Annotated in this window: 13 protein-coding genes; all 13 read left to right on the top strand. The window is 64.5% G+C overall.

What is annotated here, in order from left to right:
- The first annotated feature begins 13 nt into the window (after positions 1-13).
- The 13 genes from M2103_RS07210 (at position 14) to M2103_RS07150 (ending at position 16,576) form a co-directional block, all read left to right on the top strand.
- Complete coding sequence (locus M2103_RS07210; protein WP_277509659.1) at positions 14-1,711, top strand: UDP-N-acetylmuramoyl-L-alanyl-D-glutamate--2,6-diaminopimelate ligase; 1,698 nt, start codon at positions 14-16, stop codon at positions 1,709-1,711.
- A gap of 30 nt (positions 1,712-1,741) precedes the next feature.
- Complete coding sequence (murF, locus tag M2103_RS07205) at positions 1,742-3,055, top strand: UDP-N-acetylmuramoyl-tripeptide--D-alanyl-D-alanine ligase (RefSeq protein WP_277509658.1); 1,314 nt, start codon at positions 1,742-1,744, stop codon at positions 3,053-3,055.
- Positions 3,052-3,291, top strand: coding sequence for a hypothetical protein (locus M2103_RS07200; protein ID WP_277509656.1), 240 nt, complete (start codon positions 3,052-3,054; stop codon positions 3,289-3,291). The genes murF and M2103_RS07200 overlap by 4 nt, the downstream gene beginning before the upstream one ends.
- 11 nt (positions 3,292-3,302) lie before the next feature.
- Positions 3,303-4,424, top strand: a complete 1,122-nt coding sequence (gene mraY / locus M2103_RS07195) for a phospho-N-acetylmuramoyl-pentapeptide-transferase (protein WP_277509655.1) — start codon at positions 3,303-3,305, stop codon at positions 4,422-4,424.
- A 47-nt stretch (positions 4,425-4,471) separates the two neighbouring features.
- Complete coding sequence (gene murD, locus M2103_RS07190; protein ID WP_277509654.1) at positions 4,472-5,770, top strand: UDP-N-acetylmuramoyl-L-alanine--D-glutamate ligase; 1,299 nt, start codon at positions 4,472-4,474, stop codon at positions 5,768-5,770.
- Between the two features lie 61 nt (positions 5,771-5,831).
- Positions 5,832-6,971, top strand: coding sequence for a LysM peptidoglycan-binding domain-containing protein (locus M2103_RS07185; protein ID WP_277509653.1), 1,140 nt, complete (start codon positions 5,832-5,834; stop codon positions 6,969-6,971).
- A gap of 46 nt (positions 6,972-7,017) precedes the next feature.
- Complete coding sequence (locus tag M2103_RS07180) at positions 7,018-8,196, top strand: putative peptidoglycan glycosyltransferase FtsW (RefSeq protein WP_277509652.1); 1,179 nt, start codon at positions 7,018-7,020, stop codon at positions 8,194-8,196.
- Positions 8,197-8,340: 144 nt separating this feature from the next.
- Positions 8,341-9,504: a UDP-N-acetylglucosamine--N-acetylmuramyl-(pentapeptide) pyrophosphoryl-undecaprenol N-acetylglucosamine transferase gene (locus M2103_RS07175; protein ID WP_277509651.1), complete on the top strand. Its 1,164-nt coding sequence runs from the start codon at positions 8,341-8,343 to the stop codon at positions 9,502-9,504.
- Positions 9,501-11,897, top strand: coding sequence for a UDP-N-acetylmuramate dehydrogenase (gene murB / locus M2103_RS07170; RefSeq protein ID WP_277509650.1), 2,397 nt, complete (start codon positions 9,501-9,503; stop codon positions 11,895-11,897). The genes M2103_RS07175 and murB overlap by 4 nt, the downstream gene beginning before the upstream one ends.
- 148 nt (positions 11,898-12,045) lie before the next feature.
- The gene (locus tag M2103_RS07165; protein WP_277509649.1) at positions 12,046-13,008 is read left to right on the top strand and encodes a D-alanine--D-alanine ligase; all 963 of its coding nucleotides are present in this window, start codon (positions 12,046-12,048) and stop codon (positions 13,006-13,008) included.
- Positions 13,009-13,020: 12 nt separating this feature from the next.
- Complete coding sequence (locus M2103_RS07160) at positions 13,021-13,953, top strand: FtsQ-type POTRA domain-containing protein (RefSeq protein WP_277509648.1); 933 nt, start codon at positions 13,021-13,023, stop codon at positions 13,951-13,953.
- A gap of 109 nt (positions 13,954-14,062) precedes the next feature.
- Positions 14,063-15,253 carry a cell division protein FtsA gene (gene ftsA / locus M2103_RS07155; RefSeq protein ID WP_277509647.1) on the top strand — a complete coding sequence of 397 codons (1,191 nt, stop codon included), beginning with the start codon at positions 14,063-14,065 and terminating at the stop codon, positions 15,251-15,253.
- A gap of 78 nt (positions 15,254-15,331) precedes the next feature.
- Positions 15,332-16,576, top strand: coding sequence for a cell division protein FtsZ (locus M2103_RS07150; protein ID WP_277509645.1), 1,245 nt, complete (start codon positions 15,332-15,334; stop codon positions 16,574-16,576).
- Positions 16,577-16,601: the final 25 nt, after the last annotated feature.

Genomic DNA, 16,601 nt, shown 5'->3' with positions numbered 1-16,601 from the left:
GCACCGCATCCAGATGATCAGCTATCTCACACAAAACCACTTTCTCGTCACCGCGTTCCGCGACACGCCCGCCGCCGCCATGCTCGACCTCGCGCCCGCGCCACGCGCCCGGCGCACTCCCGCGCGCGCCGCCCGCTCGCCTCGCGCGCTCAAACCACACCACGCAAACAACCTTTTCAAAATGGCACCCAAACTCTCCGACTACTTCAAGGACGACGAAATCATCGCCAGCAAGGGCCCCCTCGACCGCCCCATCTCCGGCATCGTCATGGACTCCCGCCGCGTCGTCCCCGGCAACCTCTACTTCGCGCTCCCCGGCCTCCGCACCGACGGCGGCGAATACATCGACGAGGCCATCAACCGCGGCGCCGTCGCCATCGTCACCAACAAGCTCCCCCTCCACGCCCCCGGCAAGGCCACCTTCATCCAAGTCGCCGACCCGCGCGCCCAGCTCGCCCGCGTCTCGCAACGCTACTACCGTTTCCCCGACCGCGACATGACCGTCGTCGGCGTCACCGGCACCAACGGCAAAACCACCGTCACCCACCTCCTCAAGCACCTCCTCAACGGCGACCAGCGCGTCGGCCTCGTCGGCACCATCAACTACGACCTCGGCGCCCGCACCGTGCCCTCCTTCAAGACCACCCCCGAGTCAATCGACATCTACGGCATGCTCGCCCAAATGCGCGACGCCGGCTGCCGCCAGACCGTCATGGAAGTCTCCTCGCACGGCATCGACCAAAACCGCGTCCTCGGCATGCACTTCGACGCCGCCGTCTTCACCAACCTCACCCGCGACCACCTCGACTACCACAAAAACCTCGACGAATACTTCGACGTCAAAACGCGCCTCTTCACCGGCAAAACCGGCGCGCAACCCAAGCTCGCCGTCATCAACATCGACGACCCGCGCGGCCCCGAACTCGTCAAGCGTGTCCCCGAGGGCGTCCGCGTCCTCACCTTCGGCGAATCCCCCTCGGCCGACGTCCGCGCCGAAAACATTTCGCTCAATTTCAAGAACACCACCTTCCGCCTCGTCTGGTCGGAGGGGAGCGCGCGCGTCCCGCGTGCGGACGAGACTCGTCCCGAGTCTCGCACAAACCTCGACATCGACTCGCCCCTCATCGGCCGCTACAACGTCTCCAACCTCCTCGCCGCCGTCGCCACCGCGATCGGCCTCGGGCGCGACCCGCTCGTCATCATGTCGCGCCTCAAAACATTCACCGGCGTCGCCGGCCGCATGGAACGCATCGAAGCCGGCCAACCCTTCAACGCCCTCGTCGATTACGCGCACACCGACGACGCCCTCCGCAACGCCCTCGGCATGCTGCGCGCCATCACGCCCGGCCGCCTCCTCGTCGTCTTCGGCTGCGGCGGCAACCGCGACCGCGCCAAGCGCCCCCTCATGATGCGCGCCGTGCAAGAGTTCGCCGACTACGCCTTCGCCACCGCCGACAACCCCCGCTCCGAGCCACTCCAGCAGATTTTCGACGACATGAAAACCGGCGTCACCGCGCCCGAAAAACTCACCTGGATCGAGGATCGCCGCCGCGCCATCAGCCTCGCGCTCGACATGGCCAAACCCGGCGACTGCCTCCTCGTCGCCGGCAAAGGCCACGAATCCTACCAAGAGTTCGCCGACACCGTGATCCCCTTCGACGACCGCCAGACGGTCCGCGAACTGATAAACCTGAAAACCCTCAAATCGTAAGGGGAGCATCCTGCTCCCCACCACCCACCCATGCCACTCTTCGCGCCCGCAACACTTGCCCACTGGACCGCCGGTCACTGGACCGTCGCGCCCGGGCGCGCGTTCTTTGGCTTCTCAAACGACACCCGCACCCTCCGCCCCGGCGAAATCTTCGTCGCCCTGCGCACCCCCAGTCGCGACGGCCACGACTACCTCGACGCCGCGAAAACCGCCGGAGCCACCGCCGCGATCGTCTCGTGCGCGAACCCCGCAATCGATCTCCCGCAACTCGTCGTCGCCGACCCGCTCGCCGCCTTTCAGAAAATCGCCGCCGCGCACCGCGCCGCCTGCCAGGCCGCCGGAGTCGTTGTCATCGGCATCTCCGGCAGCAACGGAAAAACCTCCACGAAAAATCTCCTCGCCGACATCCTCCGCGCCGCGCACGGCGCCGACCGCGTCCTCGCCACCGAGGGCAACCTCAACAACCACATCGGCGTTCCGCTCACCCTCACGCGCATCGACCCCGCGCGCCACAAATACGCCGTCGTTGAAGCCGGCATCAGTGCCCCCGGCGAAATGGAAACCCTCGCCACGATGATCGCCCCCGACCACGCGATCATCACAATGATTGCCCCCGCGCACACCCAAGACCTCGGCGACCTCGAAACCATCGCTCGCGAAAAAGCCATCCTCCTCCAGCACGTCCGCGCCAACGGCGCGCGCATCTTCCCGCCCGCCTGCCTGAACCACGCCGCCTTCGCCGCGCTCCCCTCCCCCGCTCCGATTTCAGCCTTTCAGCCCTTCAGCCTTTCAGCCTTTCCCTCCTCCGGGATGCAACAAAACGCCGCGCTCGCCATCACGCTCGCCAAACGCCTCGGCGTATCCGATTTTCAAATACAAACCGCCCTCGACGCGTGGCGGCCCTCGAAATGGCGCGGCGAAATCGTGCGCGATTCATCCGGACGCCTTTTCTACCTCGATCTCTACAACGCCAACCCCGCCTCGATGTCCGACGCGCTCGACGCCTTCGTCCGCGTAGCCCCGCCCGAGCTCCCGCGCCTCTACATCATCGGCGGCATGGAGGAACTCGGCCCCGAGTCGCCGCGCCACCACCGCGAACTCGGCGAACAACTCGCCGCGCTCCTCCGCGACCGCCCCGGCGACGAACTCATCCTCATCGGCGCGCACGCCCCCGACATCGCCGCCGGCGTTTCCACGCCCGAACACGCCCGCATCCAAACAACGGATACCGCCGCCGCCGCTCAACGCATCGCCGCGTTTCAAGGCGCCGTCTTCATGAAAGGCAGCCGCCGCAATGCGCTAGAAAACACGCTGCCCGACAACATCAAAAACGCCCATTTATGAACGCACCAACCTTCGCCACCCACAACCGCTCGCACGTTTACAGCTGCAATCCCGCTGCCGCCTTCAGCTATGTCATCAACAACCTCGGCAGCGCCACCCCGTGGGCAATGCTCGCGATCAGCTCCATGATGCCCCCGCCCGCCACCCGCCCCGCCCCGCGCAACGTCACACCTGCGGCGCAACAACGCCCGACCTCAAATCCCATTCCTCACCCGCCACTCGTCACTCGCCACTGATTCTGATTTTCATGCTAAGCCACCTGGCAGATTTCGACACTATTTTCGGCCCGCTGCGCCTGTTGCGGTTCATTACCTTCCGCGCATTTGCCAGCGCGGGCACGGCGGCGATTATTGGTTTCGCGCTCGGCCCGTGGCTCATCCATCGCCTCCGGGTTCTCAAATTCGGCCAGCACTACGACGACGACCGCACCGGCGATCTCGCCGTGCGTTTTGACAAAAAGAACACGCCCACCATGGGCGGCCTTCTTATTTTTGCGTCGGTTTTCATCAGCACGCTCCTCTGGGCGCGCCCCAACATCTGGATCATCGTCGCCATGTTTGTTTACGCCGCGCTCACAGCAGTCGGTTTCCGCGACGACTACCTCAAGGTTGTCCGCAAAAGCCGCGACGGCATTTCCTCGCGCGAAAAAATGGCGTGGCAGACGGTCATCACGATCATCGCGCTCGGCGCGCTTTTGCTCCATCCCATGAGCTCCGCCAAGATCAGCGAACTGTGGCTCCCGTTCGTCAAGGAACCCGTGCTCCTTTTTACGGGCGTGCTCGGCATAATCGCGCTCCTAGTGATGATGTTTTTCTGGATCGTCGGTTTCAGCAACGCAATCAACCTCACCGACGGACTCGACGGGCTCGCGATGGGCTGCACCGTCACCGTCGCGCTCGTGTATGGCATCATGGCCTACGCCGCCGGCAACGCACTCGTCTCCGAATACCTGCTCATCAGCTTCGTGCCCGGCACCTCCGAGCTCACCATTGTGTGCACCGCGCTCGTCGGCGCCGGGCTCGCCTTTCTCTGGTTCAACTCGCACCCCGCCGAAGTCTTCATGGGCGACACCGGCTCGCTCGCCCTCGGCGGCCTCATCGGCGTGATCGCATTCATGGTGCAGCAACCCTTCACGCTCATCATCGTCGGCGGCGTCTTTGTCGCCGAGGCCTGCTCGGTGCTCATCCAAGTCGGCCATTTTAAATACACCCGCCGCAAACACGGCGAGGGCCGCCGCTTCTTCCTGATGGCCCCGATCCACCACCACTTCCAAAAACGCGGCTGGCCCGAAACCAAAGTCGTGATCCGCTTCTGGATCATCTCGTTGATGTGCGCCCTGGCAGGCTTGGCCACGCTCAAACTCCGCTAAAAAATCAGCTCTTCAGTCATTCAGCCTTTCAGCCTTTTTCCTCTCCCATGCCTCTCCAAATCCCAGATTTCCTCGTTCCTCACCTTGCCAAGGCACCGGCCGTCCTCGGCGGAGGCCGCAGCGGCGAGGCCGTTCTCGCGCTCCTCGAAAAACTCGGCGCGAAAGGCGTGCTCTACGATGAAAAACTCAAGCACGCCAAGCACGTCTTCACCGCCACGCAGGCGCGCGCGCATCCGCTCGTCATCTTCAGCCCCGGCTTCACCGCAAACCACAAATGGCTCGCCGCCGCGCGCAAGGCCGGTTGCGAAACGCTCGGCGAACTCGACTTCGCATCCCTCTTCTGGCGCGGCAAAATCATCGCCGTCACCGGCACCAACGGCAAAACCACGCTCACCGAATTTCTCACGCACGCACTCCGCTCCATCAAGCGCGACACCACCGCCGCCGGCAATGTCGGCTTCCCCTTCAGCGCGCTCGTCAACCGCACCGACGGAGGCACAATCGACGACACCGCCGTCGTCGAGGTCAGCTCCTTCCAATCCGAAAGCTTCAAGTATTTCCGCGCCGACTCCGCCCTCTGGATCAACTTCGCCGAGGACCACCTCGAGCGCCACCAGCACATGCGCGACTACTTCGACGCCAAATGGCGGCTCCTCGACCGCTCCCTCGGCGGCATCATCCTCGCCGGCGACTCCGTGCAACGCCACGCCGCCGAGTTCGGCTGCGCGCTCCCGCCCGACGCCTGCGTCGCCACCGAGAACCAGCCCGCCGACATCCTCCTCGCCGGAACCATCTTCGAGCACTACCCGCAACGCGAAAACTTCCTCATTGCCGCCGCCTGGTGGCGCCACGCCGGCCTCCCCGAGCAAGCTCTCTACGCCGCCGCGCAAAACTTCAAACTCGGCCGCCACCGCCTCCAGCGCGTCGCGGAGGTGAGGGGCGTCTCCTACTGGAACGACTCCAAGGCCACCAACTTCCACGCCGTCGAGGCCGCCCTCTCGCAATTCCCCTCGCCCGCCATCCTCATCGCCGGCGGCCTCTCCAAGGGCGGCGACATCCCCGGCTTCGTCCGCCGCATCGCGCCCTCCGTCAAGCACGCCCTCCTCATCGGCGCCACCTCCGGCGAACTCTCCGCCGCCTGCCGCGCCTACAACGTCTCCCACACCGCCTGCGCCACCTTTGCCGAGGCTGTAAAATTGGCGTCCAAGAACGCACAAAGTGGAGATCACGTATTGCTAAGTCCCGGTTTTGCCAGTTTTGATATGTTCACCAGTTACGAGGATCGAGGAGACCAGTTCGAGCAGCTTGTTGCCGGACTCGCCGCCGCGCCCGCCTCCAAACGCTGAACAACGTCCGCGTCCAGTATCCATTTTTCAAATACAACAACAAACACACCTTCATCCTCCAATGAAAATTCTAAAAATGATCGGCCTCGTCGTCGCGGTGCACGCCGTCGTCCTCACCTTCGGCTTCATCCTTCCCGGCTGCCAGTCCACCGCGCGCACCTCGCACGCGACGCCGGAAAAACCCGCCGCCTCCAACCTCTCGCGCATCGAAGCCGCGCGCGCCGCCACCACCGTCGGCGGGCAAGCCAACTCCGGCATCCCCGCGCCCGACAGCGGCAACGCCGGCTCCGCGCCCCTCTCAACGGCGCCCGACAGCGGCAGCGCCTTCACCGGCGGCCCCGTGACGAATTTCAGCGTCCCCGCCTCCAGCGCCGCCATGCCACCGCGCCCGCAGACCGGAGCCGAGGCTCCCGCCACCGAACCGGAACCGCCCCCCATGCTCACCTACACCGTCGTGTCGGGCGACAGCGCGTGGAAAATCGCCAAAAAATTCAAGATCTCCACCAACGAACTCCTCTCGGCCAACGAGCTTCCGCGCAACCCCACGCTCCAAGTCGGCCAAAAGCTCAGGATTCCCGCAAGGACCGTCGGCCAGGCAACCACCCGCGCCACGACGCAGGCAACACAAGCCGGCACCAACATTTACAAGGTGCAAGCCGGCGACAGCCTCGCCGTCATCGCCCGCCGCTACAACACCACCGTTGCGCGAATCCAAAGCCTAAACAAACTCACCGGCACATCCATCCGCATCGGGCAGGAACTCGTCGTCCCCTCCATTGCCGACGCGCCCGCGACAACCGCGCCCGCGCCCGCCGCCACCACCGACGCATCGGACCCCCGCTTCACCATCACTCACATTGTGAAACCCGGCGAAAGCCTCGACGTCATCGCCCGCCACTACGGAGCCTCGCGCAACGAAATCGCCACCACCAACCACATCACCGACCCGCGCAAACTTCAGGCCGGCCAAAAACTCACCATCACATCCGCAAGGAAAAACCTGCCCGCCGACACGCCCGCCGGCGCCGCGACGACACCCGCCGCGCAGCAAGCCGCGTCACAAACGCCCCCGTCGGCGCCTCCTCCGCCGCCCGTGGAAACCGCGCCCGTCAGCCCCATTTCACCGGTAAGCGAAAGCCCCATTTCGCCCGCCCCCGCCGACGCGCCGCCCGTCGTCACGCCGCAGGATCCCGCGCGCTGACGCGCGCCCGGGGCCTTATGAGAAACTTCCCGACCTCCGCCGCCACATGGATTCCGCCAGCTATTTCGACTCCCCCATTGAGGCAAAACCGAAGGCCATCACGCCTGTTTCGGTCATCATCGCGTGCGCGCTTTTGCTCCTGGCGATTGGCATTCCCATTGTTTACAGCGCCAGCACGGCATCCAAGCACGGGGCGGCCACATTTGTCACCAAGCAGTTGATCGGAGTGGGGTTCGGCGTGTGCGTGGCGTTTTTTGTCAGCCGGCTCGATCTTGAGCATCTGCGCAAATACGCGGTGCCGCTGCTTGTGGTCGCGGTCATCCTTTTGCTTCTCACGCTGGTGCCCGGCATCGGCATCCGCCGCAACGGCAGCAGCCGCTGGCTCGGCGTTCCGTCGCTCGCATTCCAGACCTCGGAGTTTGCAAAAATCGCGCTCATCTTCTGCCTCGCGCACTACCTCGCGATCAAACAAAACCACATCGGGAAAACCCTGCAGGGCTACGGCGTCCCGCTGCTCATGATCGCCGCCATCACGCTGCCCATCTCGCAGCAAAAGGACATCGGCACCGCGTGCCTTATTTTCGGGGTCGGCATCAGCATTCTCTTTCTCGCCGGGGCCAGGATCGTCAAGCACCTCGTCCCCACATTTATTGCCGGAATCGCCGCCGCGGCCGTGCTCGTGGCGACATCCCCAAACCGGCTCGCGCGCCTCACGGCGTGGATCAATCACGAGACCACCAAGTCGGGTGACGGCGGCTGGCAGCTCGAGCAGGCGCTCTCCGCATTTGCCGTCGGCGGCATCCATGGCACCGGGCTCGGGCAGGGCCGCCAGCAAATCACGTTTTTGCCCGAGGCTCACACCGACTTCATTTGCGCGGTTATCGGCGAGGAGTTGGGTCTCATCGGCACGATCTCCGTCTTCGCGCTCTTCCTGATCATTTTCATCGCCGCGCTCGTGCATCTGCGCCGCGCGCCAAACATGTTCCAATACCTGCTCACCGCCGGCACGGTTCTCTTCCTGATCATGCCCGCGTTGGTCAATTTTTACGTCGTCACAGGCATGGCGCCGACAAAAGGCATGTCACTGCCCCTCGTCAGCTACGGCATGTCCAACCTCCTTCTCACCGGCGCGCTCATCGGAATCCTGCTCAACAACCAGCGCAACTGGCCGCGCCCCGCCTTTTCCAAACGCGAACGCATCCTCCGGGAAGTTGTTCAAACCTGAGAATCAAGAGCTTAGATTTAAGAATTAAGAAGTGGGCGCCATCGCGCCAACGGACGCCCCCCGGCGGTGCCGGTGCGACTCCCAGTTCTTAAATCCTTAGCCCTTGATTCCACCAACCCGCCTCTCCCGCTCACAAATTTTCAAGTGTCTTCCACCAGCCAGCCAACTCACACGAAAACCTTCCTCCTCGCCTGCGGCGGCACCGGCGGGCATCTCGCGCCCGGCATCGCGCTTGCCGAGGCGCTCCTCGCGCGCGGCCACAACGCGACCCTTCTTATCAGCAGCAAAAAAGTCGATTCGCGCCTCTCCGAAAAATACCCGCACCTCAACTTCCGCCGCGTCCCCAGCGCACCCCTCCCGCGAAATCCGCTCCTGCTGCCGGTGTTTCTTCTTCGCCAGCTCCACGGATTTCTTTTCAGCATTAACCTGGTTCGCAAAACCAAGCCCGACGGCATCGTCGGCTTCGGCGGCTTCACCACGGCGAGCGTCATCATTGCCGGCGCGATTTTCCGCGCGCCCATCGCGCTCCATGAATCCAACCGCGTGCCCGGTCGCGCCACCCGTTTTCTCCAGCCGCTCGCCGCGCGCCTCTTTCTTCCGCCCGGCATCGCGCTCCCCGGCGTCACCCGCTCGCGCATGCGGCCGATGGGATTGCCCGTGCGCAAGGAAATCCAGCGCGAACCGCGCGACGCCGCGCGCGCCAGCTTCGGACTTTCCCCCGAGCGCAGCGTTCTCGTCATCCTCGGCGGCTCGCAAGGCGCGACTTCAATCAACAACTGGGCCCGCGAAAACCTCCACATCCTCGCCCGCGACGGCATCCAGGTTTATTGCGTCACCGGCCTCGGCAAGGGCGGCGACGAAATCATCACCCACCCCGATGCCAACGGACGCCCCGTCAAAAGCATCTTCTTGCCCTTCTGCGACCGCATGGCCGCGCTCATGTCCGCCGCCGACCTTGTCGTTTCGCGCGCCGGCTCGGGCACCATCGCCGAGCTCATCCGCTGCGTCACCCCCGCGATCCTCATCCCCTACCCGCAGGCCGCCGACAATCACCAGCAGGCCAACGCGCTTTATTTCGAGCAGCAAGGCGGCGGAGTCGTGATCGACCAAAGCCGCCTCAACACGCTCACGCGCGAAGTCCGCGACACCATTTTCAACGACTGGCTCCTGCGCAAATTTCGCGAAAACCTCGTCCGCATGGATCGCGCCAACTCGCTCGACCTCCTTCTCGACGACCTCGAGCAAATCACCAACCGCCGCCCGCCCCACACCGCGCAGGCCGGCAAGCCCGCCTCACCCGCCGCATGACCGACTCCCGCACACCGCTCCCCACCCTCTTCGGACGCGAAGTGCGCGCGATCCACTGCGCGGGCATCGGCGGCATGGGCCTCGGCCCGCTCGCCATCCACCTCGCCCGCCTCGGCTACGCCGTCACCGGCGAGGACGACGCCATGACCGCCCCCATGCGCGCCCAACTCGAGCGCGCGGGCGTCGAGGTGAATGCGGATTTCGGATTTCGGAATGCGGAATTTCAAACCACGCAAACTGCAGGCGCACCGCTTGCGTCCGACATTCCGCATTCACCCGATCTTCTCGTCGTCTCCACCGCCATCTCGCCGGAGCATCCCGCCGCTGTTGCCGCAAAAACGCGCGACATCCCCATCGTTCGCCGGGGCGAGCTTCTGGCCGAGGTTGTTCGCGGGAAAAAACTCGCCGCCATCTGCGGCTCGCACGGCAAAACGACAACAACCGCGATGCTCGTCACCGCACTGCACCGCGCCGGGTTTTCCGCCGGCTACATCCTCGGCGGACTCTTCAACGACACCTCGCTCCCGCCCGCCGACACCGGCGACACCGACTGGGTCGTTGCAGAAATCGACGAAAGCGATGGCACCATCGAAAACTTTTCCCCCGAAATCACCATCGTCACCAACCTCGACTGGGATCACCCCGACCACTACCGCACCCCCGCCGACATCGAGGCCGCCTTCCAAGCCCTCTTCGCCCGCACGAAACGGGCGGTCATTGGCTCCATTCCGAATTCCGCGCTCCGCACTTCGCATTTTCATCACACATTCGGCTCCGCGGCCGACGCGGGCTTCCGCTACCAAATCACACGCGCCGCCAACGACGGCCAGACCCTCGCGCTCGCGGGCAAGTTCCCCATCTCCAGCGCCACCGTGCGCGCGCTCGGCGACTTCAACGCCGCCAACGCCGCCGCCGCACTCGCCGCCGCGCACCTCATGGGCGCGACACTCGCGCCCGATCTCCTCGCCGCCTACCCCGGCGTCCGCCGACGCCAGTCAATTCTCCGCGCCACCGACACCCTGACCGTCGTCGAGGACTACGCCCACCACCCCGCCGAAATCCGCGCCCTCCTCTCCAGCCTCCACTCGCGCATCCCCGCCCCCGGACGCCTACTCGTCGCATTTCAGCCGCACCGCTACTCGCGCACAGCGCAATTCAAGGCCGACTTCGCAGCCGCGCTCGCCATCGCCGACCGCTCCTACCTGATCGACGTCTATCCCGCCGGCGAGGCTCCAATCGCGGGCGGTGACACCGCCGACCTCCACACCGAGCTCCGCGCCGCCGCGCCCGCGCAACCCGTCATCTATCGCAACGGAAAAACAGACGCCACACTCGCCACGCTCGCGCGCGACGTCCGCCCCGGCGACTGGGTCGTCTTTGTCGGCGCGGGCGACATCGACCACTCCGCCCGCGCCTGGCTCACGCTCGCCACCGAATACGAAAAAGCCGCCAACCACTGGGGCACCCTCGGCGTCGCCCTGCGCGGCACGCTCTCGCCCGCGTCCAAAGTCCGCATCGAGGAACCGCTCGCGCAAAAAACCACCATGCGCGCCGGCGGCGCCGCCCGTCTCTACGCCGAGCCCGCCGACGAACGCGACCTCGCCCTCCTCATCGATTTTGCCCGAGCCCGCGCCATCCGCACGCTCCTCCTCGGACGCGGCTCCAATCTCATCATCCCCGACGAGGGTGTTGACGCCCTCGTCATCTCACTCGCCGCCCCGAACTGGCAGCATTTTGAAATTTTGCCCGGCAACCTCGTCTCCTGCGGCGCGGGTCTCCGACTCAAAAATCTTTGCGGCCTCGCCGCCGCCGCCGGCCTCGCCGGATTTGAATTTCTCGAAGGCATCCCCGGCAACCTCGGCGGCGCGCTCCGCATGAACGCCGGCGCAATGGGCGACGAAACTTTCAACCGCGTCGAAACCGTCCGAGTCATGACGCACACCGGCGAAATCAAAACCCTTCGCCCCGACGAGATGGGCGTCACCTACCGCCGTTGCGGCGCGCTCGCCGCAAACAACCTCGTCGCCCTAGACGCCACGCTCCGCCCCGCCGGAAAAAAATCCCCCGCCGAAATCACCGCGCAAATCGAGGCCAACCGCGCCAAACGCCAAACCGCGCAACCCCGCGAACCCAGCGCCGGTTCCATTTTCAAAAATCCACCCAACGACTCCGCCGGACGCCTCATCGACACCGCCGGCTTGAAAGGCGCGCGCATCGGCGGCGCGGAAGTTTCCCCGCGGCACGCCAATTTCATCATCAACCGCGGCGGCGCGACCGCGACCGACATCATCCAGCTCATCCGCCGCATCCGCTCCGCCGTCCTGAAAACCCACGGCATCACCCTCGACCCCGAAGTCCTGCTCTTCGGCGCAAACTGGGAGGACTACTTGTGAAAAATTTCGATTTCCAAAACCCAAATTCCAATAAAATTCCAAAATTCAAATTCCAAATTCCATTGGAAATGCGAAAGGTCCGGTTGGAGTTTGGAAACTCATTGGAATTTGATCACTGGAATTTGGAATTTCCCGCGAGGAGCACGCCATGAACACATCCGCCCGCCAACCCGCTTCCCCCGCCTCCGCGCCTTCCCCCATCATCGCCATCCTCGCGGGCGGCACCTCCTCCGAGCGCGAAGTCTCCCTGAGCTCCGGCGAAGCCTGCGCCGCCGCGCTCGCGAAACATTTTCCCGTCGAGCACATCATCATCGACCGCAACGCCCTTCCCGCCGCGCTCTCCCCCGCGCGCCATGTTGTCTTTTCAACCCTCCACGGCACCTTCGGCGAGGACGGCGGCATGCAACGCCTCCTTGAGGAAGCCGGCATCCACTACGCCGGCTGCGACGCCGCCTCGAGCGCGTTCACGATGGACAAAACCCGCACCAAGCGCGCCGCCGCCGCGCGCGGCGTCCGCACCATCGCCGGACTCACCTTCAGCGCCCGCCACAACAAACCCTCCGCCACCCAAATCATCGCGCAACTCGGCCCCGACCTCGTCCTCAAGCCCAACGCCGAGGGCAGCTCCGTCGGCCTCCGCATCATCGAAAACCGCGCGCAACTCGAAACCGCCCTCGACACCGCGCGCGACGGCGACTGGCTCGTCGAACGCCGCATCCACGGACGCGAACTCGCCGTCGGCGTCCTCAACGGACGCGCCATGGGCATCGTCGAAATCCGCCCCAAGTCCGGCATCTACGATTACGAAAGCAAATACACCGCCGGCAAAACCGACTACCTCGCGCCCGCGCCCTTCGACGACGCCACCGCCGCCGTCATCCGCCGCAACGCAGAGGTCGCCTTCGAGGCCTGCGGATGCCGCGACTTCGCCCGCATCGACTTTTTCTTCACACCTGAAAACGAAATCCTCCTCATCGAAATCAACACGCTCCCCGGCATGACCGCCACCAGCCTCCTGCCCAAAAGCGCCGCGTGCGCCGGACTCGATTTCGAAAACCTCCTCCGCGAAATGGTCGCGCCGGCCATCGCCCGCCACAACGCCGCCCCCTGAGATTTGAAACCCGTGAAGCACTCGCCCAACCCATCCTCACGCTCACCCAACAACTGGAGGAACCTCACCCGCCAGGTCACCCCCGGCGTCCGCACACCCATCAGCCAGAAACGTCAGAAACGAGACATGATCAAAAAAATCGCCCTCTGCCTGCTGCTCTGCGTCATGGCAATCATCGCATTCGAAGTTTACACTGTCTGGAAAAACAACCCCTCCGACATCAAGGCGCCCGTCAAGGACACCCCGCTCAAAACCATCACCGTCCGCTCCAACGGCGTTCTCGATTACAACTGGACCGTCCGCACACTCGCGCTCCCCGAGGGCGTCGACATGATGGAGCTCGACATCACCGCCCTGCGCAAACGCATCCTCGATCACGCCCAAGTCCACACCGCCGTTCTCACCCGCCAGTTTCCCGACACGCTCACTGTCACGCTCGAGGAACGCTCCCCCGTCGCCCGCATTCTCATCCAGCAACCCGGCGGCGAGCGCGAGGAACTTCTCGTCGCCACCGACGGCATCGTGTATTCGGGCGCCAACTACGCGCCCGGCACCCTCGCAGCCCTCCCCTATCTCGCCGACGTCAACCTCCTGCGCACCGCGCCCGGAGCCCACCAATACCTGCCCCTCGCCGGCATCGACTTCGTCGCCAAACTTGTCGCCGAGGCCCAAATCAACATTCCCGATCACTACGCCACCTGGCGCTCCATCTCCATGAAACGCTACGACGAGGACCGCCTCCTTGTTGTCAACACCAGTAACGCCGCCCGCATCACCTTCGGCATCCGCGAGGAATTCATAAACCAAATCGCGCGCCTCGACTACATCCTCAACGACATCGCCCGCACCGCGAATCCCAACCGGGGCCCCGTCCACACCATCGACCTCTCCGTCGGCCAGACGGCCAGCGGCATCCAGGCTCCCGTCACCTTTCACCGAAAATAAAAGACTGAAAGGCTGAAGGGCTGAAAAACTGAAAGAAAAACAGCCTCAGTCCCCTCGCCAATTCCTTCAGCCCTTCAGCCTTTCAGTCCTTCAGTCCTTTAATCAACCCATGGCCAAAAACTTCAAAATCATCGCCGGCGTCGAAATCGGCACCTCCAAGATCACCGTCCTCGTCGGCGAGCTCACCTCGCGCAACCTCACCATCATCGGCAAATCCGAATGCCAGTCCGCCGGCGTGATGAAAGGCGTGATCATCGACGCCAAGGCCGCCAGCAACGCCGTCCACACCGCTCTCGAGGGCGCGGAAAAAAGTGCCCACATTCCCATCGACGAAGTCATCCTCGCCCAAACCGGCATGCACCTCCAGGGCTTCAAAACCGACGCCATCGTCAACGTCTCCTCCGCCAGCAACACCGTCAGCTCCACCGACATTCAGACCGCCTGCCAGATCGCCCTTTCCAAGCAACTCCCCGATAACCGCACAATCGTTCACGAAATTCGCCGCCCCTTCCGCCTCGACGGTCAAATCATCGCCAATCCCCTCAACATCCGCGGCAACCGCCTCGAGGCCAACTACTGGATTGTCCACGGCGACACCAACACCGTCACCAACTCCATCTACATCATCCAGGGTTACAACCTGCCCATCCTCGACCTCGGCCTCGCCAGCCTCGCCTCCGGCAGCATGATCACCACCCCCGAGGATCGCCATCACGGCGTCCTTGCAATCGACATCGGCGCCGGCACCACCGACTACGTCCTCTATCGCAACGGCGCCCCGCACGTCACCGGCGTCGTCCCCGTCGGCGGCAACCACGTCACCAACGACCTCATGCTCGGCCTGCGCACAACTCCCGGTCAGGCCGAAACCATAAAAATCCGCCACGGTCGCGCCACCCTTCACTGCCGCGACAAAACAACCAAGGTCTGGCTCAACGGCGACCACGGCATCGGCGACCGCCCCATCCCCCTCCAAAGCATCGAGCAAATCATCGCCGCGCGCATCTCCGAAATATTCGAAATCGTCCGCAAGAAACTCGACATTGATTACACTCCCGAAAACACACCCGCCGGAATCGTCCTCACCGGCGGCACCTCCAAACTCGAGGGCATCGTTGACGCCGCCTCGAAAGCATTCGAATCCACCGCCCGCCTGGGCGAGTTTCCCCCCCACATCCTCGAACAACTCCGCGCCCCAGGCTACGCCACCGCCCTCGGCCTGCTCTTCACCGGAGCCTCCGCCGCCCGCGGACAACTCCCGCCAAAAAAGGGGGGCATCTGGGGACTCTTCAACCGTTAGCAGGGAAAATCCGGACGCCACCAGCCGGCGCCTGCGCCAAACACCAAACTCAAACACTAAACTTTCCGCCTCCGTCGCATGGACCTTCACGAACTCCCCCTCACACCCGCCGCCTCTCCCGACGCGCCACCCGTCACCTTCAAACTCATCGGCATCGGCGGCGGCGGCTCCAACGCCCTCGCGCGCCTCCCCCTGCCCTCGCTCGAGGGCCTCGACACCGCCATCATCGACACCGACCGCAAAGCCCTCGCGCAGCACACCTCGCCCGCTGAAAAACACCTCCTCGCCCCCGCCCTCCGCGGCGGCCTCAGCACCGGCGGCGATCCCGAGCTCGGCCGGGAAACCGCCGAGGCTGCTCGCGAACAACTCGCCCCCCTCGCCACCGGCGCCGACATCATTTTTCTCTCAGTCGCCCTCGGCGGCGGCACCGGCGGCGGCGTCGCCCCCCTCGTCGCCGAACTCGCCACGGAAAACAACGCCCTCGTCATCGCCTTCGCCACGCTCCCCTTCAGCTTCGAGGGCTCGCGCCGCGTGCGCCAGGCCGAGGAAAGCCTCGTCGAGCTGCGCCGAGCCTGCGACGCCGTCATCACCCTCCCCAACGACCTGCTCCTGCAACAAACCACCGACACAGAATCCGTCACCGACGCACTCCGCCGCGCCGACGAATGGATGCTCCGCGGCGTCCACTCCATTTATTCCATCCTCCGCCGCCCCAGCCTCATCAACCTCGACCTCGCCTCGCTCCGCCGCGCCTTTGTCTCCCGCGGCGGCAAAACCCTCTACGCCCTCGGCCACGGCGCCGGTGAAAACATAATCACCCAAACCCTCGAAAGCCTCAAGATGTGCCCCCTGCTGCACATCGCCGAAACCGCGCGCAAGGTTGACCACCTCATCGTCAACATCATTGCCGGCTCCGCCATCACGCTCCCCCAAATCAACGACCTGATGAGCGTGATAAGCGCGCAATATGGCCGCGATGCCCACGTGCTCATGGGCACATCCATTTCCGACGACCAGCCGGACGCCATTCAAGTCTGCGTCATAGGCACCACCGATGTCGGCACCCGCCCCCGCCCCGTGCGCGCGGCAACGCCTGCCGCCGACAACGCCAACGTCGAAACCAATGTTCAACAACCCGCCCCCAAAGGGAAAAAAACTGTCATCAAAACAAAAGGCCCGGCAAATCAGGATCAGGAAGAATTCACCTTCGCCGGAGCCGACCAGCAGCGCGGCACCTTCGAAAACTCCGACCTGAATCTCTTCGAGGACCAGGACCTGGACCGCCCCACCTACCTCCGCAAAGGCATCAAAATCCAGCTCTAACCCGCAAAGTCCGGGACAGTAGTTC

The sequence above is a fragment of the Ereboglobus sp. PH5-5 genome (genome assembly GCF_029504805.1).
In the GTDB taxonomy this organism is placed as follows: domain Bacteria; phylum Verrucomicrobiota; class Verrucomicrobiia; order Opitutales; family Opitutaceae; genus Ereboglobus.
Note: the sequence above shows the minus strand (reverse complement) of the source record. Positions and strands in the feature narration are given on the sequence as shown.